We start from the raw sequence: 22204 nt of genomic DNA on the forward strand, positions 1-22204 counted from the left end.
AAATTCGAATAGCTTCATTAACTATTTCCTTCATCAACCATAACTCTAAATGATAAATGCCACTCCTAAACTCTTGTTTGAGAATTCGATTAATACGTTCATTAATCGTGAACACCTCTCATTTTCAATGACTATTCTAGAAGAATTAAAACACCAAAAACTAAATTCAAGGTAAAACTGATATAATACCACATCAGTTTTATTTCAAAAAATATTAGTTAGACTAAAGGATATCTATGCTAAATACATTGGCGTAACGGTGTTTTTATAATCCGGGAACGGAAAAACGCTTCTTACAACAAAGAAACAGAGGAACGTATCAACGACATACAAAAATGGATGCTGAGACTAAAAGCATTTTTTCAACGTTATTGATAATTACATCCAAAATTTTAAAACTAAACAGGAACTTGTTTTCTATAGATACAGAATAAAATAAAAACTGCCCTCGGAAATATTCTGAGAGCAGCAATTATATATTATTGGTATTAATTAAATAACCCTTATTTAACTAGGGCTTATATTCTAAGACGGAGTAGATATTAAAATTATCTAATATAACTCTGTTTGAAGCAGTACTTATATCTGATCCTGTCAGAAATTTAATTTTTATCGTAGATATGACAGTGTTATTATCAGGCTTCTTAAGATAAAAGGAATGAAATGAATTATTCCATAAGTTCTTTTCAATTAATGCCGATTGTGAATCGAAATAATTCAATTCAATAGTTTTAATTGTACTGTTATCTAAGAATGTACATCCATTTTGAAGTTCTAGAGTCAATTTATTTCCATCCCTATCGGCAAATAATGGTGAATACGCTAAAGCATTAAAGGTCAGCACTAAAATGCTATCTCGTTCAATTCCTCCAATATTTCTGCTTATTAGATCCGCACCATAACTAACCGAACCCATTTTAACATATTCAAACCGGCCGTAGACATGTGCTGAGGACTCTTTCTCTCCTATTGTTGAAGTCCATCCGTTAGATTTTTGGGTGGATGTCCAATTCTCTAGCAATACTTCACGGCCTTCATCTAAAGGGTTCAATACACCATACCTTAACCAATTAAAATTATCATTAAATCTTCTTATGTATCCTTGAGACATTGACACAAACCCACCGTCTAGATCCTCGGTAATGAAAGATAAAACATTACTTCGTTTTTCAAAAGTTTCCAATAAAGGTTTAATATCTATGATAACTTGAGAAATATTGTTATCTAATTTTTCAACCTTGTCGATGGTTACCCATTTCTCTAGGCTGTTTGTCTCACTCGAAACTTTGAAATCTTTAGTAGTATGAATGTATAGCGTATCTTTCCCTCCTTCAATAGAGGCTGGATAAATTGAATCTATCTTATCTTCTAAATGGATACTCTCAGAAATGACAAACGAGGAGAGTTGCCTAGATTCTTCTTGTTTATCACAAGAATATAGAGCCGTAATTCCAATTGTAAGGAAATACACTATTTTGTATTTTATTAAATTTCTAAACATCTTAAATAATTTAATTCCATGAAATCACTAAATCAGCTATAATAGGTAAATGATCTAAATCATTAAGCCCTGTCATTGGTGCTGATACATTAAATATTTTTATATTAGATGAGGTAATGATATTATCAATATTATAATCAATAGCTCCTTGGTAACCCGATTTCAAAGCTTTCCCACCACAGGTGTTAAACCAGCCTAAATGCCCGCCATTAGCCATATTAAAGCCTTGAGATGTAAATTTTAATTGATTTTTATCAGAAGCATTCATATCGCCTAAGCAAATGAAATACTTATATTTCTTAAGCTCCTGAATTAACATATTTAAAGAGTTATCATGCCAGTCTTTTTGCCATGGGATATGAGTAGAAATTACTGTTATAATCTCATCCCCAACATGCATATCTCCTATAATAGCATAATAATCCCCATCCCAGTTTTTTTGACGGATATTAGTTAATTTGTAATTTGAAGCTAAGCCATTAAATATCCACCTTTTAGACTCTCCCATAACTACAGTTGAATAAAATGGATCTAGTAAATGTTGTTGCGCATTATAGATACTATCCTTATCAAAATAGCTATTCCACTCATTAACAGACAAAATATCAAAACCCTCTTTACCAATCCACTGTTTCCATCGCTTTAATTCAGCTTCAGCGACATTTTTATTAAGCTGAAATCCACCAAGAGAACCTTGATTAAAATGTCCAATATTATAGCTACAAACTTTTAATTTCATTGGCATTTGATTCTTTTGTGCAAATGTAAAATTTGCACAAAAGAACAATATCACCCAAAATAGAACTCGTTTCATATGTATATCTATTTGTTATATCTAATACCTAAATAACCTAACCCAGTATTTGAAGCAGCAGTTAATGGCTCAGAGGCATATGAATTACCATCGCTTGCTAAATTTCTATCTACTATAAGTCTAATATATACTTTAGATTTGCCCAGTAATGTTAATGGTAAATTAAAAGTATAGTTTTTATATCCTGCCAATTGATGAATCGTCGTATTGGCCCAAAGTGGTACATCAGGCACTGTAAAGGGAGCAATTGTATTCCAGCTTCCATCCATATTACCGTGATCAGACCATTCTACCTTCCAATATCTTGGCGCTCCTTTACCAGTACCACCTGTTAAATTTGCCATTGTAAACTGTAGGGATAACTTATCTGTAGATATGCCTTGGGTAGAAAAGTCTAATACAAACGCCTCTCCTCTTTGCTTTGCTTCATTCCACCAAAGAGTATTGCCAGAAATTGCAGCGTTAATGACCTGCCCCTTACCATCACTATTAGTTGTTGCTTCCTGGTTTTGCTTTGTATTTCCCAGCATCACACCATTACCATATTTATTATTATTTCCTAATGAGGTGTTCCCTATAGGCCCCAAGTAAGAGTAATCGAAGGTTCGCGCTAAGTTTACTGTGGATACGGAAGAAGATATACTACCATTTCCAAATGTAGCTTTAGCAACACCATTTTCAATTACTGGATACTGAAATTCTGTGACTAAGGCTGAAAAACCAGAGTTGAAATCTGAGCTTATTTTGATATCTGATTTCGATAAATGACGAATTTGACATCGGCCTATATTCCCAAATTTATCTTCTGTTACATCATCTTCATATTCAAAACGAGTAAACTTTTCATGAACAATTACACCTGAAACATCTCCAGACCCATAAGGTAATATAGCACCATCTCGTCTATATGGTACACGCGTATTGGTCATCAAGAATATGCTCTCACCCTGAATATCACGCATTACTAATGGATATTTAGCAACTCGGTGTGCATTAAATGGTGTAGCGTACCCCTCATTTATAGGTGTAAAAGAACCTTTGCGAATAGGAAATTCAGTATCCTTTAGCGTGACATAAGTAAAGATATCATCATCAGTAAGTTCTGAAATATACTTTGATTTATTAGCTAAATTAGATGCCATCCCCTCTTCTTGACTCAAAACCATCATAGAGGTAACACCACTTATGGTGTAATAATCCGGGTTGGTTTCTTTATTTACAGATGTACCCTTTAAAAGGATTTTAACTTTACTGTAACTTTTAAATATATTGTCATTAACAGTACTTGTAACTATCTTAAACCCATACTTACCATCAAAAGTCTGAATGTATGTCACCCTATCAGTTTCCGTATAATTTATAGCAGTTGGTGTTGTCTGCACATGTTCGCTAGCGTTAGGGTTTTTAGCATCAGATATAATTATCCCTTCAATATAAATATCGGAAGTAATTCGCTCTCCAGCCCATGAACGTACAGCAGTGAAATCTGTTAATGTACCAAATTCGTTATTTGCATTTGCCTGTACAAGATATAAGGTACTGGAAATCTCTTGACCCCAGCCGTCTATATATGAAAGCTTTATCTGTGCATTTCGTAATTTTACAGGATCCCTATTAGGCTCAACTGTGAAAGAGAGTAGCGAATCTTGTTGATTATATGTAAAATCATCAGAGACCCACAGATCACCATTAGCCTCAGGATAAACAATATTAACCTTTACATCATCAAAAGAGATATTTGCATTCAATTTAACACTAACATCTCCACCATCACCTAATACAGAAGTGTTTAAAACTGGGAACTGCATTTTAGCATTCTCAGTACCCCTTTGCTTTATATATAGCGTATCGTATCTATCATACGCCTCAGAATATAAAGGCACAACTGCCATCCTATTAAATGAGTCATTAGCTTGATAAGTAAATGTTATAGACGTATCCCCAGAATAATTTTTAGCATTACTTGAAAGCCAGGAATCATCTTGAGAAATATTTACAGTAAAATCAGCGTTAGACAAGATTTTTACTTTCACTTCACCCGCACTGCTAGGTACTATATATTCGTTTGCTTGAGCGCCCAATTCAGAAAATGGAGCATATTCAATTAAATCCTTCTTACAGCTCTGTAGAAAAGCTAATAAGAAAAACACAGGAAGTAAATATTTAATATTTCTTTTCTTCATAATAGCATTTATTGAAAATAATTAATCATTACCGTACCAAATCGAACATTAACAGCATTATTGTTTTGGCTTGCTGTGATTTGACCGCCTTGTCCACCAAATGGCTCGTTAATAGCACATATATTACTTTTCGGCTCAATACGCAGATAAACTTTATCCTTAGCTAATAGTGTTGTAGGTAGTTTTATAGAATACGGATTAAGACCTAAAGCGGTGAAATGATGGTTCAAATTCCACCCCGCTAAAGGGCGCACTGTAAATTCTGAATTGGGAATAACAAAATAGTTTGCTCCATCGGTAGAATACTTAACATGCCAATATAATGGAACATTAAATGTTGCAACATTCCCTGATCCACCACCAATATTAAAATTCAACATCATCGAATTTGATGTACTGATATTTTTAGTTGAAAATTCCAAAACTAAGGCTTCAGCGCTATTTTTAGAACCATCCCACCATTTTTGGTTGAACTGAAATCCAGAAGAAGGAACAACTTTAGATGTAGGATCACTATGGAATAATGGATTTGCGCCTAACGTTGCATTTACATTTGTAGATGAGTAAGCCCTACCGTCTCCAAAAGCAGGTAGGTATCCTCCAGAATTTGTGGTAAGACTACCTGCTGTACCTAAAGAATTAGGATTAAACATAATCCATTCTACCAGTTTATTAAATCGTGTTTGATTATATAGCTGAATATCAGATTTATTTACAGGACGAATGCTATATCGGCCAATATCTCCTTCACCGGCACCATATCTCATTATTTTGTTGTGCACAATAATTCCTCCTAAATCTCCTACTCCAGAGGGTAAGGCATCTCTACTCCATGAGTTTGCTGTATTGACAATCATTTTAATAGTAGCTCCTTGTGCGTCATATATTCCAGTAGGGATAGCATCAAGATATGCTACATTCACACCTGCACCATTAGTATTCCATGAGGTAGTACGCACATACCCCATATTTACATTAGTAAATGCCCCATATGGAATTGACACAGATGATTGTTTTAATTTAACATAAGTGTGTACATCGCTATCTTGCAATTCACTAATATTTTTATGTTGAATACTATAATCAGTAGGCTCTATATTCTCTTGAGTTACTATATTTCTAGTATTGAGACCCTTGATTGTAAAACGAGTAGGATTAGATTCCTTTTGTAAAATTAAACCATCAACGGTGAGAGAAACCTTGGAATTACGTGCTAATACATTAGCCGCAACTGCACTAAACTTCAATCTAAAACCTGAAGTTCCATCAATACTTTGGATATAATTAGTTTTTAATGATTCCGTGAAGTCAATCGCATTATAGCTTGTATTTGGATTAACATCCATATTGTTGTTATTAATATCTCCAACAACAACACCTTCAAGAACACGTAATGGTGCAGTAATTTGAATTTCACCTTCAGCTCCAGGAATCATAGCCTTTAAAGCCGCAAAATCTAGATAATCGTAATCTTGGGCAGTTTGTGTAACTTTATGTGTAAGATCAATATACGTTCTACCACCATTTACTAATTTAATATTAACACTCGCACGACGTTGTACCCCTGATTCATTAGCACGAATAGCAATAATTAATAAACTATCATTTGCTAAATCTACACTCTCAATCCAATCATTACCGTTTTCATAAGTTACTGTTTTTTGGAATTCAGGAAATAATGCGCTTACATTACCCCGAACAATTACAGTATCCATTTTAGGTCTTCGAGTTAAAACACTTTCAGTCGTTCTTTGGGTTAAAATTGGATCAGTCGTTGATTGATCAATATCGGTGTAAACCGTATATTCTTTTTCTTGAGCATCAAAAACAGTTAAATATATTCTTACAGTTCTGGTTCTGTTATTTTTATTTTCTAATAAATCAAACTCGAATCCATTAGCTGTAAGCTTGGCATTATTGATCCATTTTTCTGAAGTTTCATCATCATACAAATATTCTACATTTATACGGCTAATATTTGATTCTAGATCGTTTAATATAGGTAGGGTAATATGAAATGGATTTCGTGTAACCATATATTTAGATTTCGTAAACCTAAATGATGCATCTTGACCATCTTGAATAATAGTCAATTCTTTCTTTTCCGATCCCTTAGTTATTATAAGTGTGGCCTTTCTTGTAATACCGAAATTCCTGTTGTAAGAAAATAATATATCCTCATTTCCAGAACCTGTAGTTGTGTTCAATGTAAGCCAATCGGTCTCTTCTTTCACGGACACTTGCCAGTCTGCTGTAGAATAAACCATAATTTTGGTATTACCTTCCTCAGGTTTTAAATGAATTTCTTCTGTCGCTAAAGCTAAAGAAAGATCAAGTTCATATTTTTTTTCACACCCTATAACAATAAGTAGCACTCCAATAATCAAGCACATTAATCGATAACTGGTGTTATTCCAAATTCTTTTCATCTTGGACTTTATTGATTTAAAAACTATTTATTTAATATATGTACCATAATCGGAGGGTGATCCGAATAAACTGCAGTAAACTCATCATAAATGGGCATAGCTTTAGTAACTTTTGATAAGATTTCAGTAGTACCAAAAATAAAATCTATTCTTCTACCCGGATAGTTGAATGCGTAATTCGCTGTGTTATTCAGTTTATATCCATGTAAATGATGTACCACATCTAAAAAACCGGCATTTTGGATTTCATCTAATACTAGAAAGCTTTGATTGGTAGTGCCAGCATCATAATCCTTGCGATTCACAGCGTTAAAGTCACCTAAGTAAAGCCAACTTTTTTCATTCGGAAACTTACGAATGGTACTATCCAAATTTACATTAGCCTCTTGTAGCCTATATTCATCTCCTCTACCATCTCCTACACTCTTCCAATATGTCTGGGGCCAAAAGTGTGTATTAACAATGTTAATATCTGTATTCTTTAATTTGGCGAATATTGCTCCATGTGAAGTATGTAAAGTAATTCTTCTTCTAGATTCAATAGGATATTTAGATGTTATTGCAACAGGATAATTATCAGTTGATTTTAAATTCGTTATAACATAAGAGTGTCCATAACGCTTAGCAAGCTCTTCCAACTTTCGTTGGTTAAACCCATTTACTTCCTGTAATGCTAACACATCAGGCGCATAAGACTTTATCCAATCAACAAATTTGTTGTAATTATTTGATCTATCATTTTTCATTCCCTCTAAAATGTTATAGCTTATAATTTTTAGTGTGTCAGGAAGTGTTTCATCAACATCCGGAATAGGATTGTTTCCACCATCTATCGGTGAGTTATCTTCGCTTTTAGAACAAGAAAACAATACCAGTAATACCAAAAAAACTGGGAATATATGCTGTATATTAATTATTTTTAATTTAATTCTTTCCATAGCTTTCGTAAGCTTTATTGTCTAATGCATAATTTGACTTAACAACCTCCATATCAGGTATTGGATAGTACTCATGACATGGTAACATCTTATCTTTTAAGGTAGCATAGTCTGTATAATCATAAGTTAACTGATACCAAATACCCCACCTTACCAAATCATATTTACGTTGGTATTCCCCTAAAAGTTCTCTGCCACGTTCCTTTTGAATTTCTTCTTTTAACAAGTCCCAGTTTCTAAAGCTATACACAGGTAAATTTGCTCGCTTACGAACAATATTTAGATACCTAATTGACTCATCCGCATTTCTTAATTCCATAAAGTTCTCAGCCTGCATCAGTAAGGCATCAGCATATCTAAACACTCTTTGATTATTTCCATCAGCAGAATTTATCATATTGTAAGACCAAAATTTAGGACCTAGCCATGGTCTGCTCGCTACACTATTAAAAGCCACACCATTGTACTCCCAAGCCATGTTATAATCCAATCTATTATCACTACTATTACGACGCATAACTGTTTGGAAATAATAGTTATTAGGTCTTAATGCAGCCCAAGTAGTCGCTGTACTTCCCAATTCTGGAATTACAACACCATCATAGACATTATCTCTATTGCGTGTAGGCATACAGATTGCAGCAGAACTCGTTACAACTTGGAGACCTGTTTCTGAATAAGTATATTGAATTTCAAATATTGACTCTTTTATATTTTTATTTTTCAAGGGGATATCACTCAAGGGATATTGTTCTAAAGAACCATATATCTTTTCCAGTTCGTTCACAGCATTTTTCGCTACCTCCCAATTTTTATTCCATTGGGCTAATTTCCCTATTAACATCCATCCCATTGCAGCACCTGACCTATTACCAGATAAGTCATTTGTTCTTATTTGAGGCATGTTAGGAACATGCTCAGTCAATTCAGCAATTAAATATTCTCTTGTTTCATTTGCAGACATTCTTCCCAAGTTGGATACCTTATCTAACACATTGGCATCTGAAACGTCTTCTGTATAAAATGGAACATCACCAAAGGTGGAAGTCAAAAACCAATAGTAATAAGCACGCATAATTATCCCTTCAGCTAATAATGGCTTCTTAGATTCCTCTGAAATTGGTGCTTTTTTAATTGCTTCGATAATTGAATTACAATACATAACTCCTTTATATCCATTTGTCCACATATTCTGACCAAATCGAGGTTGAGCAGGAGAAATATCTAGTTGTGCGTCTAAGGTTCCTGATGCGATATACATCAAATCTGTAACCCCCTCGGTAGCTATTAAGTATGTATAGTTGTATATACTTCTCAATGGAATATATGTAGCATTTAATCCCGAGATAATTTGTGCTTCTGTTTGATAATAATTATCGGTATTAACAAATGATGTTGGTTCCTCATCTATCGAACATCCTATCAAAGAGAAACTCAATAATATTCCTGTAATAAATTTTTTCATAACTTATAAAATAATTAATACCTGATTTGAATGGATCCAACAATTGTTCTAGGCTTTGGGTATGCTCCAATATCTACACGTCTTAGAGTAGAATTGCTACTTTGTGAGGATACATCCGGATCAAATCCATTGTATTTCTTCCAGACAAATAGATTCTCTCCCGCAAGACCAAGTTGAACACTTTTTAGCTTATTATTCGTAATTTTCCCTAGATCAATGTTATATCCTATAGCTAATGATTTAAGTCTTAAATAACTAGCATCATGAACCATTCGACTAGATGCTATATTATCTGTACTGCCTGCCCGTGGTAAATCTGAATTAGGATTTCTCACCGGATGCCAAGCGTCCAATTGATAAGCATATTGGTTTGTTATAAAACCTCCGTTTCCTAACCATTGCTCCGAAACATTATAAATTTTACCCCCTAATGAATAATTCAAAAACAAGCCAACAGTCAAATTTTTATAACGGATATTGTTCTGCAATCCACCATAAATGAATGGATCGGCATTCCCTAAATAAATCTGATCTTGCTCATTAAAAACCCCATCATGATTTGTATCAATATATCTAGCTGATCCTGGTTGATATTGATTCGAAGAAGCTGACACATAAGATTTTGTAATTTTATTACGATCTACCTCTTCCTGATTTTTCCATGTACCTGCGTATTGAAATCCCCACAGGGCATTAAGTGGATAGTCTTCAATGTAGCCATACATCATATAGCTATTATTACCATAGGCACCATAAACATTTACATAGTCAAAATGACCTATGTTATCTACCATTTGTCTATTGTGAGAAATGGAAAAACTAGAGCTCCAATCAAAATTCTCCTTTTCAATATTGCGTGTCTCGATACTAAATTCTAATCCTCGATTAGATGTCTTACCAACATTAGCAAATCGTGTGGTATATCCAGTTTGTGTAGGTGTTTGTACATCAAGCAACAAATCTTTAGTATAGGATAAATATGCCTCTAAAACGATATTTACTCGACGATCAAATAATGATATATCGGTTGCCACATTATACATATCAGTTTTCTCCCATGAAAGTTGATCCGATGCCAATCGTGATGGATAAAATGCCACTGGTTGCGAGCCATTAAACAAATATCCAGAGGTAGAAGATGATAAGGCAGCAAGTGAACGATAAGAACTAATCCCATCATTACCTGTCCTACCAGCACTAGTCCGTAAAGAAAATTCATTAATCCACTTCATATCTTTCATGAAATTTTCTTCACTTATGTTCCACTTTAAAGCTCCAGAGGGAAAAAATGCCCACTTATTATTTGATGCAAAATTTGAAGCTCCATCTCTACGACCTGTAAGGGTGATATAGTATTTATTATTGAAGTGGTAATTGACCCTTCCTAAATAAGACATACTGGTCTTGTTATTATTGTTTGAGGTAGCTGAATAATTTTCTTTATCAGGAATAGCATTCATATTATTCCATAAAATTGCATCTGACTGATAGCCATCTCCCTGTAATGTTAAATTATCACTGAATATTTTTTGACCAATAAACCCTGCAGTAAAATCAATATGATGTCGATTAAACTTCTTTAAATAATTTAATGTGTTTTGACTCATTAAATTATGCTCTGTAAACTCACCCCTGTATGCTAAGGCCCCCTCGTTCGCCCCCTTAGCGGGAAGAGTACTTGGCTCAAATCGGAATGTATGTTGTCCATAATTGTAGTAGGTCAATTGTGAATTAAACTTTAAATTCGCAATAGGTTCAATCTCTATGTATCCAGTGTTAGTAGCACCATCACGTTTGAGATTTCTAATCACACCTAAATCCAAAATGGAACGTGGAGAATTGAAAGTCTGCCCAGAATACCATAAATCATTAAAGTTTTCATATACTTTAATCATGGGATTTAAGTATATAGCTCCGTTCCACCAATTCGTCCCGCCAATAGTTACTAAGTTTTGGTCCTCATCACGCTTTGTAAGATTGTATTTCCAGCCCACTTTCATCCATGGAAATATTTTATAATCAATATTAAGGCGACCTGTAATACGATCTAAACCACTACGCTTAATAATACCTTGGGTATTGTCATATGCAACTGAAGCGTAATAATTAGCTTTTTCAGTACCACCCGATAAGGATAAATTATGTGTATGGTATGAAGCTACTCTTGTAATTTCATCTACCCAATCAGTTCCCTTCCCAAGTGATAATGGATCAGGGTAAGGATAAGCCGATAAAGGGGAGTTTATATTTATGTCAGTATATGGTGCAGCTGATGTGAATAATGCATAATCATTACGATATTGAGCATATTGAGAAGCATTCATTAAATCCAATTTTCGTGGCAATTGTGATATACCAAATGTACTTCTAAGATTTATTTGATCTTTGCCCCTTTTCCCTTGCTTGGTAGTAATAATAATTACACCATTACTTCCTCTAGACCCATAAATAGCAGTAGCAGAAGCGTCCTTTAGAACACTTAAAGATTCAATATCAGCAGTATTGATATCAGTTAAATTACTTACACCATCTAAAACACCATCTACAACAATCAACGGCTCATTAGTCGCTGTAATAGAACGTGTTCCTCGAATACGAATAGATGCCGGAGCACCAGGCTCTCCAGTTGATGCCATAATATCAGCTCCAGGTACTCTACCCTGAAGAGCTAAATCAACAGATAAAACAGGAGCATCCCTTACATCGTCCATCTTAACATTTACGACAGATCCAGTAAGATCTTTTTTCTTAACTTCTCCATATCCAATTACCACAACCTCATCAACTTCAGAAACGGTTTCTTGTAAGATTACAACAATATCTCGCGTTGCTGTAATACGTTTTTCTAAAGCTTGAAATCCCATTAAATTGAAACTTAATGTGGTAGGAATCTCCGTGACTTTAATTTCAAAAAAACCTTGGTTATCAGATACTGAGATAGTAGAAATATTTTTTCCTTTAACCGTGACACCTGGTAATAAATTACCATTCACATCTTTAATTACGCCCCTTATAATAATTTCTTGTAATTCGTGTTTATCTAAAGTTTTTACAACAGGAGAAATTGTAGGTTTCTGGTCTACTGCGACTACTACAATACTGTTTTTGCGCTTTTTGAACTCTAATTTGTGCGTGGATAATATCGAAGTAAGCACCTTTTCTACTTCCTGATTAGTGAAATCAACATTCACTGTAGAAATGTTTCTAACTAATTCATCAGCATAAAAAATAGAAATACCAGTCTTCAATTGTATTTCTTTCAAAACATTTTCTAGACTAACATTTGATTTCTTAATAGTTATTTTCTGTGCAAAAGTAGAAGCACTAACTTGTAATATTGACACCATTAGTAGTATCCATGTCAATTTCATGATAAACAACAATTTAGGACAAACAAGGGTTTTAAGGAAACTATTCCTTAAAATATTTTTTTCATACATTTGTAGATATTGATTTTGTTTAACAGCGATTTCAATTATTTTTATGTTATAATTACATAGATTTATTACAGGGGTGGCTTCAACACTCCTGTTTTTTATCTTGTAACTGTATATCTAATTATGCTTTTATCACAGTTACCCTCCTTCCATCAATTTTAAATTTAAATTTGTTAGTTAATTCAATAAGTTTTAGAACTTCCTCAAAATTTTCAAGTCTTGAAATTGATCCTGAATAAGTTATATTTCGAAAATCTCCTTGGTAAATAACTTCAACATCATACCATCTGGCTAAATCAGCCATAACTTGTTGTATAGTTGCACTTTTAAAGGCAAATTTTCCACTTTTCCAAGCTATAAAATAATATGGATCGACATTGCTCTTTTCTATCGAACCATTAGCAGTGTTAAACTCACTTTGTTGATTAGGTGCTAAGATTATATTTTCCTGATTTGTAATATTTTTTACAGCAACAGATCCCTCAACTAATGTGGTGTAAATATTATCATAATACGCATTCACATTAAATTCAGTTCCTAATACCTCAATAATTTGAGTTTTTGTTTTTACTTTAAATGGAATTTTTCTATTCCCAAGAGATTTTGATTCAACATTAAAATACACCTCCCCTTCTATTTCAACTTCCCGTGATTCATTATTGAATACCAAAGGATATTTTATTTTCGATTCACTATTCAACCACACTCTAGATCCATCAGCTAATGTAAGAGTGTATTCTCCACCTCGAGGTGTATATACAGTGGTATATTGAATTGATTTAGTTTTATTAATAAGTTCATAGGATACATCTCCCTTGTCAGACACTTTTATATGTATACCTTTATCCAACAGAACAGTATCTTGTTTAATATCTTCGAATTCAATAAATGAATCATCTTCAAACTGCATACGCGCTAATTTGCCTCCAGGAATAATTACCTCACTTTTAGAAATGGTTAAATTTTCATTTGATTTGTAATAGGTTTGATAAATCCAGAGGCCGGACAAAGAGAGAAAGAAAATTATTACGCAAGCTGCAGCAAGATGTTTATAAAATTTAATACGCTTTATTTTTCTAGTATCTTTAAAAGGACTTAACCTTTTATCAGTTATAATCTTTTCGAATAATATATCTTGATTTATATTTATTTCAGAAAAAGAACTTTCAAAATCCTTATTCCACAAAGAATCCAACATCGTGCTATTAGCATCGTGCTGTAAGAAATCCATCAATTCAGATTTCTCACTCTGCGACAATTGGTTGTTATGATACCTCTGTAATAATTGATTTAATCTTTCTTTTTGCATTATCTATATAATCGCAAGCTAAATGCGAAAAGACTAATGCAACTAAAAATAATTATAAAAAAAGTGTATTGTATATTTTACTGAGACTTAATCGAACGTTTTGAGTCGCCAAACGTAAGTGATTTCTTACTGTATTTTTTGAAATATTAAGTTCATCAGAAATTTTTTCATTAGTAAGGTTATCACGAGAAGATAACTCATAAACTTGTCGTTGCTGTGGTGGTAAACTTTTAATTATATTATCCAGTACTTTGCTAAGTTCATTAAAACTTATTGTTTCTTCTGTAGAATTAACATCATAAGACCAATTCTTTTGCGCTTCTTGATGTGTATTTCTAATGCTTATTTGTTTTCTGAAATAAGAAATTGTAATTCTTTTAGCTATTGTAAATAATAAGGGGTATATATCTTCGACACGATTAATTTTTTCTTTACTCAAATGTAATTGTACAAACACCTCTTGAGTTAATTCCTCAACATCTTCTGCGATAGGACATCTGGAATGTATATACCTAACGATTATCGGATAATAAAAGTTAAATACAACCAAAAATGATTTCGGACAGCCTTCATTGAAACAATCAACTTCTATATTAGGTAAATTTTTTTTCATCAATTACGTAAAGTAATACATTCACAATAAAGCTCAAAATAAGCATTTGACCATTAAAGTATTGTTAATTTATAATAATGAAAACATCTGATTTCAAAGGTCTATAACTTCAATTGGAGCTACGAATATATAATGATATTATAATTTAGTCAAGATTATTTGTGTAATATTTCCATAAATTAATTTTTAACCTCTTAAAAGTAAGTACTAAAATGGATAAAATAGAGTTGTAAGTTCTCAGAACACACCTTTATAAGTAATCAATTGTAAACACTTTTAAAGTTAAAATGGACCACCACACGCTAATTACTCTCTATGATATATATTAAATTTACCGTGTTTGATATTCCTGTCCGTGAGGGGTGTAAAACTCTTTTATGGTTTCCTTCCGTTTATTTTAAAAAAATGGAATTCAAAACGGACAGAGGGATTAACCTGAGTTAAAGAGACAAATCAATTTAAGTCTTGATGATTTACCAATAAGTTTTGCTATCTGTTTTTAGGATTTTTTTCTATCCAATTAGTGTTTCAAGCACTTCCTTCCCGAACCTTTTCCGAAAAGCGATTTTATCCGCCACGTTTCCGCCATTTAACTGCCAGATAACTTATAACTTGTTCCTTTTTTCTCTCCTTCTTTCACAAATACACCTAATTTTACTAAGTTCTCCAAGTCTCTTGAAGATGTTCTGTCAGACGTTTCGTTTAAATTCTGGTACTCACTATTCGTTATTTTTCCGTTTTCCTTCACAAACTCGACAGCTTTCAACTGTCGTTCATTTAATCCGATTTTAGTCAGCTGTTCGGTTGTCAGGTTGTTTTTGAAAAGCGTTACCAGTAAGCCGGTCTGAAACTCCTTTATTTCAGGTTCGGGTAATCCCGCTTCTTAACAGGCGTTATAGATTTTCAACATTCCACGTCCCCAAGAATCAATATACCCACCTTTGAAACAAACATCAGCAATGAGGATATTTCTTGGTTGGGAAGCGTGAAGCCCTTTGAGTGTTTTATTCACATTCTTCTGTATAACTTTTGTGGTTATTTCTAGGTTTAACAAGATTAAAGTCAGTCCTTTGTAGTACATACACAAACGGATGGATAATACGTTAAAAAAACGATGCTTCACGGTTTTGCACACTTTGAGCAGCATATAAATACATAGCTGCACTCCATGTCTGCCAGTCTTGTCCATAAGGTACTCCATCTTGGCTTTTTAACCACTCATTAAATCCAAATTCTAACTGAATATCTGTAGATTTTTTGATGACTGAGGTAAGAGCTACGAGCTTTTCTTCTGCCAAATCAAAATGTTGACTTTTCACTAATGCTGCTATATAAAATCCACAAATAAATGGCCAGATGCCTCCGTTGTGATAGTCTCCTGGTTGGTTAAACTCTCTATATCGCTCATGCCATTCGCGATCAACCGGGTAAATAAAGGGGAAAAAATTAGGTGGAAGATCTACCGATAATATATTTTCTTTTCTCATGGATTCACAGGAATTTTCTACCCATTGAATGATTGCGTCTGCTTTTTGAGCAGATGCAATTCCACTAAGTATGGCTAGACTGTTTCCTAGTAAATCAAATTTTTCACTGTTGAATATTTTATATGTCCATAGTGCATAATATTGTTTTTCTATAGTGAATAGAGTATCCAATATGTTGGAGAGCCTATCGGCACGCTGTTGGAATCCTAATACCTGCAGGGCAATGTGGTATACAGTATTAACATACAACCCATATCCCAATACCCACTGTTCATCACGCCAGTCACTAGTGGGCTGTTGAGCGACTACTCCGTCATCATTTGGACACTGATATTGCATCCAGATTAATGATTTATTAACAGCCTCTTCAAGAAAATTGGAATCCCCTGTCATCAGCCGATATATCCCAACCGCCATGAGAAACAATGGCGTTGTATCACTAGCCCCCAAATTATTTGGATCAAATACGATGGATGGTATATGTCCATGGACTGTTTGATGGTCTGCTAAAACTTCCAAAACATTCTTAACACTGTCATAGAGTTGAGCGTTTTTCGTGCTAGCAATCCCAAAGATAGACAATAATAGATCTCGAGTATAAGGCTCAGGGTAGCCCCACCCTGCAGTTCTGGGAAGATTATGAAAAGGTCCGTTCATATTATTTAACAACACATCTAATGCTGCTATTTTTGCAGCATCTAACTCCTCAATTTGCAGTTTAGTAAGCATCCTTATTAAAATTAGTTCATCTTGAAATATTCCTGAATTATTTTAACAAATCGCCTAGCTACCACAATATAATCAAAATGCTCCTCAACCCTCTTACGCCCAGCGGCTCCCATTTCACTTCGGAGAGAGGAATCTTGCATCAGGGCAAGCAATCCATCTGCAATATCTCTGATATCAGCCCTATAGTCTACTGTGCGAGGAACATCAAACTTTAAAAGGTGATTGACTTCATAACCAGATTCAGGCCCCAAAATAACACTATCTACAACAATTTGTTTACCAACCCTGGCCAATAGAGCAGTTTCTCCATGCACTAGTGTGTCCAGCATCCCCATAGCTCGAATACCAAGAACAGGCTTACCGCATGCTCCTGCTTCCACTTGAGGCATACCAAAGCCTTCTAATCTAGATGGTGCAGCATAAATATCGCAGGCGCCGATTAGATAAGGCATAAAGTCCCGTGAAATTGTATTGGTAGCGTATATCACTTTTTCACTGATGGCTAATTTTTTGGCTAGATCTTGATCAAATTGATTTTGTAAGGAGGTTCTGGGCTGTGGCCATACCTTACAAACATATTTCCATGATGGTACATCTTTGTCGATTAAGGCTAATGCCTGCATAACTTCATTTGATCCTTTTGAAGCAGCATCTCCGCCAATTGTTAGAATCATAATCTCATCTTCAGATATACCTAGTTGTTTTCTTACTGCAAGAATTTTGGGTTCATCACTTGCATAGGGGATAAAAGAATCCGTCGGACAGCCTACCGGGAGAACCTCTATTTTATCTCCAGAGATACCATCTCTAATATACATTTCTTTTACCCAATTGGAGGTTGCTAAGATGAGAGGTAACTCATTTAGTATGTCTCTGTAATTAGCAATGTATCCGTCTGCGACAAGCCAGGGTACAGCTCGCTGTCCAAAGCGCTGAGGATGGACCACAATGGACGGCACATGCCCCCAATATCCCACACCAACCACTATATCTGGTTTAAACCAAGCGTAATACCATTCTTTTTCTTGCTCAGAATCCCAGTGAACCGCATGTGCATCAACACCTATGGCTATCAAGCCTTTATACAACAAATCACCCTGTGTAGATAAACCTCCCGGAGAAGGCGGGTAATCATATAATAATAATACCCTCATATTGATATCCCTCCCTTATTTAACCACATCAAAGCTTTCTTGGCATCAGTAAATACCCAGAAAGCTTCTGTTCTTAGCGTAGTTCTCATCTCCCACCCTTGTTTTGGATAGCCATATATTTTATTCATAATTTTATACTTCATATTGTAAATATTGAGTTTTAGCCGGTTTTTTATTGGAGCAGACTCCTGGGCTCTTGGATAAAAAAGACGATTTTCATCATGATAGGCAAACGTCCATAATTCTTTACTTTTTATTTTATGCTTTTCCCAGAGTTTTATAACAGCACTACTGACTTCCACATGTCTTCGATGGTACGTATATTCGCCTGAGGGGTTATGCGTAATGACAAGATCATATTCCAAGGAGGGTAAAAGAGAAAGAATAGTATCTTGAGTTTCCTTTTCCCTCAGGGGTGTTTGACATACACCGTCATCCATAGTGCCCATCGCACCTTCTGCTCCTAGAATCTTAAGTGCGGCACTAAATTTCAGAGCCCGATCCCGATCATCGCCTCGACAAATACTAATCACATAAACCATCCAGTCGTCATGACCCAAGATAGTGCCTCCCACCCAGAGGGTTTCATCATCTGGGTGAGCTACGATTACAAGAACACGTTTTTTTGCCAAGGATTTATCAGCAAAAGTTGCTGGAAAAATATTTTTCATTTCCTTTTTATTGTCTCATTTTTATTTAAACATCTAAATCAACAGACCAGAAATACCGTGAGAAAAAACTATTCTTATTACTCACTTATACTATTTTTAGATTTCCTGGGCATTTTTTAACGGTGAGTTCTTCTTTAATACTTTTAAAAGATCTTCCAAATAGTCTGTTTGTACTTCTTGAATTTCCAAAAGTTTCTTGTCCTGACGAACCATTAGATGGTCTATTTTTTCGCTCAACAATTTTATTTCAAGCTCTGCTTTCAAATTAATCTTATAATCGTGTTCGGCCTTTGAGCGATCTTTTTTTCCTGCCTATTTTGACTCATCATAATAATAGGCGCCTGAATTGCTGCTAAACAGGAAAGAAGTAGATTAAGTAAAATAAAAGGGTAAGGATCAAAGGGTGTAATACGCCATAGCGTAAAATTAACCACCATCCATAGAAAGATAAATGAAAAGAAGGCAATGATAAATATCCAACTACCAGCGAGTAAAGCCACACTATCAGCTAACCGCCCCCCTACGGTTATCTTTGACTCTATCTCCTCTTGTACTTCCTCGGAGAGAATGGAGTTCTTTCTAATTGCGTTCATCATATCGTAATCAATGACAGCAAGCTCTCCTTTCTCTTTGTTAATAAGCGAGGTGACATAGAGCCGTCGGTAATTATTCAACTCTTCAATAGATATATAATCTTCCATGGATAGGTCAGGATAATCCAATAATAACAAATTAAATATACCTTCTCTGATGTCTTTACATTTTACATCCTCACCTTTTCTGATTTTCTCTTTACTGAGATAACTGCGAAATTCCATAAGCTATTCTTTTTTTAAAATAATTTGGCTATAATCATCTTTCTTCTTTCCGTTGTTCTGAAATGAGTAATAACTGCATAAATAGTTACACTGATAATTGAAGCAAAAAAACACCACACAGATAATAGATATTGCTCATAATAAAAATCTGATATGATATAGGATACCAATACTGCTAAGCCGAGGATCCAAACTCGCCTTATTTGCGACAAGAATGGGGGAACTACTGTAGCTATGGCATATAATACGAAACCAAACTCTCTGAATACAGCAGGGTGTTCTTGTAAATAAGTAATATGGTGAAGCTCAATCTGCGCAGCAACATTATAATTAAGGAGGCAATAAAAAAGATATAAACCAATAACCACACCAATTACGACCAGTATTTTTTGTACCATTCTTCTTTTGGCTCTTTGCTCCAGTAGAAGAAAGGCCGTGGGTATCCAGACAGGCCAGATAACTTGAGCAAAAAATAGAAATATGTGGGTCAAAGCTTTTTGAGCAAACACATAATCAGAATTGGGAAGTGTCAGTCAAAGCATCCCTTCTACTATCTGCTGTACACCGAAGAGTAACGGGATAGCTGCAAATAACCGTTGCGAGCGATGGGAAGCTTTTAGTATCGAGGCTACTCCCACAATAGTCAGCAAACCACCAGCTATAAAACTTACATGAGCTGAAAAACACATATGATTATATAGTTAAGAAAACATTTTTAGAGACTAATACCATTATTTATCTCCTTGTCCTTTTGAATGCTTTTCCTAAATGATCGATAACATCTGTAATAAGCATACTTTCAATTGACTGTCGCTTTAACGTGAGATCAGATGCAAGGCCATGCAGATAAACACCTATACAGGCGGCAATCCATGGCAAATAACCTTGTGCCAATAATGAGGTTATTATTCCTGTCAATGCATCGCCAGATCCGCCTTTTGCCAGTCCTGCATTCCCTGTATGATTAAACCTTACTTCATCTTCTGATACAATGGTTGTTTGATGCCCTTTTAATACGATAACAAGATGGTGTTCATTCGCCTTTATAATAGCTGTTGCGACACGATCGTCATGGCTTTCATGGATTCCAAAAAGTCTATCAAATTCTGCCACATGGGGAGTAATTATACTTTCTGCAGGAATACTGCTTACTAAATGCTGATTGCTTGATATAATATTCAGTGCATCTGCATCCAGTACCATTGGACTTTTATACCGTCTTAAAATTTGTTGTAGTAATTCATGTGATTTCACATTTTCTCCTAATCCAGGCCCTATTCCAATAGTGGAGAATTTTTCTAGGTCTATTTGATAATCTGATTGTGTTATAAGCATTGCTTGGGGAACAGCAACCTGTAAGGTCCACCGCTCATCCAAGGGTACACTTACCGTAAGGAGCCCTACACCCGAGCGCAGGGCTGCCTTAGTTGCAATTACTGCAGCCCCCATATAACCTGTATTTCCAGCAATAAGTAACGCATGTCCATGATCTAATTTAGTGGAATTTGCATTCTTGTTCTTTAGCTGCGATCTTATAAATTTCCTTTCCAACTTCATAATTATCTAGTTTTTTAAAATTATGTTTCAAGCAACTTTTTCTTCTCTTCATACTCCGCTTTATTAATTTGTCCCGAGGCATAACGTTTTTTCAACATATCAAGTGGTTTATTAATTTTATTTCTTTGGCCGGGAATATCGTATGGTATAGCAAAAATCCAAAAGAGCAGCGCTATCCAAATTATCCACCAAATAAGATGCATTCCCCAGAAATAATAATTTTCGTAAATCATGATTATATTATTTTAATTGTGAACTCAAATACGATATTATATTCTCGTGTATTCTCTGTGATTTTGACAATAAATCGTTACTGCCAGCTCTATAGAAGCTATTGGAAAAAGATTTGAGATGCTCCCTTAAAGCCAGGATAATACCCTCATGATCTTCAGTTAGCTCTTGGATATATCCTTGCCTACCACTATTTTTTCTATTAGCTTGTGTTGTATGGACCAAACTTAGATGCGATCTAAAAGAAACTGGTGGGTAATGACCAGTAATACCAATACCTTCTTGAAGGTCATCTATTAGCTCATCGATTTGTCTAAATTGGGAACCAAAAAACCTATATGTATCATAAAATCTTGTCTCTTGAATAGTGCACTGTTTATTTTTAGTTTTAATGTAAAGCAGTGTTTCCTCGGACAATAATTTGGTTAATTCTGTTACAACGGATTGCCTATTTTTAATTGCTATTCCTCTTGTTGCTTCCATTTCATTAGTTTTAAGTATTTTCAATTCGGTCAGTATACGCGGTAAATTTTTCACTCCATACCCTCAATGAATAGATGATCACACCATGTTATTCGTTCATTTGACAACGTCTTTTGATTTGTTCAAGTTATTAAAGCACATGTGAGCAGAATGTATTAATCAAAAGGTGGCATCAGGTTTTTCGACTTTTCCATCATTTGGCTTTTAAAACTCATGAGGTTATAAGTTGACTTTTCGCACTCCATAAATTAAGTGTAAGAATTAAATATTGAGCCAGCCATTATTTAATTCTTATTTAAAGCTCAGAATGTATAACTATTACAATTTTGCAAGCAAAAATGGGTATTCCCATCCCTCATTATAGGTTAAGCACAAGTAGAAAGCA

The 22204-nt window shown here is 34.6% G+C and carries 17 protein-coding genes and 2 pseudogenes; all 19 read right to left on the reverse strand.

The features are described 5' to 3' along the window. Positions 1 to 511 precede the first annotated feature (511 nt). On the reverse strand, positions 512 to 1501 hold the full coding sequence (locus GOQ16_RS07310; RefSeq protein ID WP_160068691.1) for a hypothetical protein: 990 nt from the start codon (positions 1499 to 1501) through the stop codon (positions 512 to 514). Positions 1502 to 1511: 10 nt separating this feature from the next. Continuing rightward, a complete protein-coding gene (locus tag GOQ16_RS07315; protein WP_160068692.1) occupies positions 1512 to 2315 on the reverse strand; it encodes an endonuclease/exonuclease/phosphatase family protein in 804 nt (267 codons plus the stop codon). Positions 2316 to 2323: 8 nt separating this feature from the next. After that, a complete protein-coding gene (locus tag GOQ16_RS07320) occupies positions 2324 to 4498 on the reverse strand; it encodes a DUF5689 domain-containing protein (protein WP_160068693.1) in 2175 nt (724 codons plus the stop codon). A gap of 8 nt (positions 4499 to 4506) precedes the next feature. Continuing rightward, positions 4507 to 6927, reverse strand: coding sequence for a BACON domain-containing protein (locus GOQ16_RS07325; protein ID WP_160068694.1), 2421 nt, complete (start codon positions 6925 to 6927; stop codon positions 4507 to 4509). A gap of 23 nt (positions 6928 to 6950) precedes the next feature. Next, positions 6951 to 7865 (reverse strand): endonuclease/exonuclease/phosphatase family protein, encoded by a 915-nt coding sequence (locus GOQ16_RS07330; protein WP_160068695.1) that lies wholly within the window; start codon positions 7863 to 7865, stop codon positions 6951 to 6953. Continuing rightward, positions 7852 to 9330 (reverse strand): RagB/SusD family nutrient uptake outer membrane protein, encoded by a 1479-nt coding sequence (locus GOQ16_RS07335; protein ID WP_160068696.1) that lies wholly within the window; start codon positions 9328 to 9330, stop codon positions 7852 to 7854. Before GOQ16_RS07335 ends, GOQ16_RS07330 begins: the two co-directional genes overlap by 14 nt. A gap of 14 nt (positions 9331 to 9344) precedes the next feature. Continuing rightward, the gene (locus GOQ16_RS07340; RefSeq protein ID WP_160068697.1) at positions 9345 to 12701 is read right to left on the reverse strand and encodes a SusC/RagA family TonB-linked outer membrane protein; all 3357 of its coding nucleotides are present in this window, start codon (positions 12699 to 12701) and stop codon (positions 9345 to 9347) included. A 187-nt stretch (positions 12702 to 12888) separates the two neighbouring features. After that, positions 12889 to 14076, reverse strand: a complete 1188-nt coding sequence (locus tag GOQ16_RS07345) for a FecR family protein (RefSeq protein ID WP_160068698.1) — start codon at positions 14074 to 14076, stop codon at positions 12889 to 12891. Between the two features lie 52 nt (positions 14077 to 14128). Continuing rightward, positions 14129 to 14689, reverse strand: a complete 561-nt coding sequence (locus GOQ16_RS07350) for an RNA polymerase sigma factor (protein ID WP_160068699.1) — start codon at positions 14687 to 14689, stop codon at positions 14129 to 14131. 589 nt (positions 14690 to 15278) lie between these two features. Next, positions 15279 to 15455: a hypothetical protein gene (locus tag GOQ16_RS17525; protein WP_192922513.1), complete on the reverse strand. Its 177-nt coding sequence runs from the start codon at positions 15453 to 15455 to the stop codon at positions 15279 to 15281. A 117-nt stretch (positions 15456 to 15572) separates the two neighbouring features. Next, a complete protein-coding gene (locus GOQ16_RS17530) occupies positions 15573 to 15770 on the reverse strand; it encodes a hypothetical protein (RefSeq protein WP_192922514.1) in 198 nt (65 codons plus the stop codon). A gap of 22 nt (positions 15771 to 15792) precedes the next feature. Further along, entirely contained in the window at positions 15793 to 16905 is a 1113-nt protein-coding gene (locus GOQ16_RS07360; RefSeq protein ID WP_160068700.1) for a glycoside hydrolase 100 family protein, read from the reverse strand. A gap of 11 nt (positions 16906 to 16916) precedes the next feature. Further along, complete coding sequence (locus GOQ16_RS07365) at positions 16917 to 18059, reverse strand: glycosyltransferase family 4 protein (protein ID WP_160068701.1); 1143 nt, start codon at positions 18057 to 18059, stop codon at positions 16917 to 16919. Further along, complete coding sequence (locus GOQ16_RS07370; RefSeq protein WP_160068702.1) at positions 18056 to 18730, reverse strand: PIG-L deacetylase family protein; 675 nt, start codon at positions 18728 to 18730, stop codon at positions 18056 to 18058. Before GOQ16_RS07370 ends, GOQ16_RS07365 begins: the two co-directional genes overlap by 4 nt. Positions 18731 to 18826: 96 nt before the next feature. After that, positions 18827 to 19548, reverse strand: a pseudogene (locus GOQ16_RS07375) (DUF1003 domain-containing protein). A 14-nt stretch (positions 19549 to 19562) separates the two neighbouring features. Beyond that, positions 19563 to 20237, reverse strand: a pseudogene (locus GOQ16_RS18095) (DUF6629 family protein). A 46-nt stretch (positions 20238 to 20283) separates the two neighbouring features. Next, positions 20284 to 21105, reverse strand: coding sequence for an NAD(P)H-hydrate dehydratase (locus GOQ16_RS07385; RefSeq protein ID WP_160068704.1), 822 nt, complete (start codon positions 21103 to 21105; stop codon positions 20284 to 20286). A gap of 20 nt (positions 21106 to 21125) precedes the next feature. Then, positions 21126 to 21338, reverse strand: a complete 213-nt coding sequence (locus tag GOQ16_RS07390) for an SHOCT domain-containing protein (RefSeq protein WP_160068705.1) — start codon at positions 21336 to 21338, stop codon at positions 21126 to 21128. A gap of 7 nt (positions 21339 to 21345) precedes the next feature. After that, positions 21346 to 21819, reverse strand: a complete 474-nt coding sequence (locus GOQ16_RS07395; protein WP_160068706.1) for a DNA starvation/stationary phase protection protein — start codon at positions 21817 to 21819, stop codon at positions 21346 to 21348. Positions 21820 to 22204 lie beyond the last annotated feature (385 nt).

The sequence above is a fragment of the Sphingobacterium bovisgrunnientis genome (assembly GCF_009829085.1).
GTDB lineage: Bacteria > Bacteroidota > Bacteroidia > Sphingobacteriales > Sphingobacteriaceae > Sphingobacterium > Sphingobacterium bovisgrunnientis.

Excerpts from the sequence above, each read along its gene's own strand:
- GOQ16_RS07335 (WP_160068696.1), bottom strand. The coding sequence starts at position 9,330 with ATGAAAAAATTTATTACAGGAATATTATTGAGTTTCTCTTTGATAGGA.
- GOQ16_RS07350 (WP_160068699.1), bottom strand. The coding sequence starts at position 14,689 with ATGAAAAAAAATTTACCTAATATAGAAGTTGATTGTTTCAATGAAGGC.
- GOQ16_RS07310 (WP_160068691.1), bottom strand. The coding sequence starts at position 1,501 with ATGTTTAGAAATTTAATAAAATACAAAATAGTGTATTTCCTTACAATT.
- GOQ16_RS07370 (WP_160068702.1), bottom strand. The coding sequence starts at position 18,730 with ATGAAAAATATTTTTCCAGCAACTTTTGCTGATAAATCCTTGGCAAAA.
- GOQ16_RS07395 (WP_160068706.1), bottom strand. The coding sequence starts at position 21,819 with ATGGAAGCAACAAGAGGAATAGCAATTAAAAATAGGCAATCCGTTGTA.
- GOQ16_RS17530 (WP_192922514.1), bottom strand. The coding sequence starts at position 15,770 with ATGTACTACAAAGGACTGACTTTAATCTTGTTAAACCTAGAAATAACC.
- GOQ16_RS07330 (WP_160068695.1), bottom strand. The coding sequence starts at position 7,865 with ATGGAAAGAATTAAATTAAAAATAATTAATATACAGCATATATTCCCA.
- GOQ16_RS07345 (WP_160068698.1), bottom strand. The coding sequence starts at position 14,076 with ATGCAAAAAGAAAGATTAAATCAATTATTACAGAGGTATCATAACAAC.
- GOQ16_RS07360 (WP_160068700.1), bottom strand. The coding sequence starts at position 16,905 with ATGCTTACTAAACTGCAAATTGAGGAGTTAGATGCTGCAAAAATAGCA.
- GOQ16_RS07320 (WP_160068693.1), bottom strand. The coding sequence starts at position 4,498 with ATGAAGAAAAGAAATATTAAATATTTACTTCCTGTGTTTTTCTTATTA.
- GOQ16_RS07315 (WP_160068692.1), bottom strand. The coding sequence starts at position 2,315 with ATGAAACGAGTTCTATTTTGGGTGATATTGTTCTTTTGTGCAAATTTT.
- GOQ16_RS07385 (WP_160068704.1), bottom strand. The coding sequence starts at position 21,105 with ATGAAGTTGGAAAGGAAATTTATAAGATCGCAGCTAAAGAACAAGAAT.
- GOQ16_RS07340 (WP_160068697.1), bottom strand. The coding sequence starts at position 12,701 with ATGAAATTGACATGGATACTACTAATGGTGTCAATATTACAAGTTAGT.
- GOQ16_RS07365 (WP_160068701.1), bottom strand. The coding sequence starts at position 18,059 with ATGAGGGTATTATTATTATATGATTACCCGCCTTCTCCGGGAGGTTTA.
- GOQ16_RS07325 (WP_160068694.1), bottom strand. The coding sequence starts at position 6,927 with ATGAAAAGAATTTGGAATAACACCAGTTATCGATTAATGTGCTTGATT.
- GOQ16_RS07390 (WP_160068705.1), bottom strand. The coding sequence starts at position 21,338 with ATGATTTACGAAAATTATTATTTCTGGGGAATGCATCTTATTTGGTGG.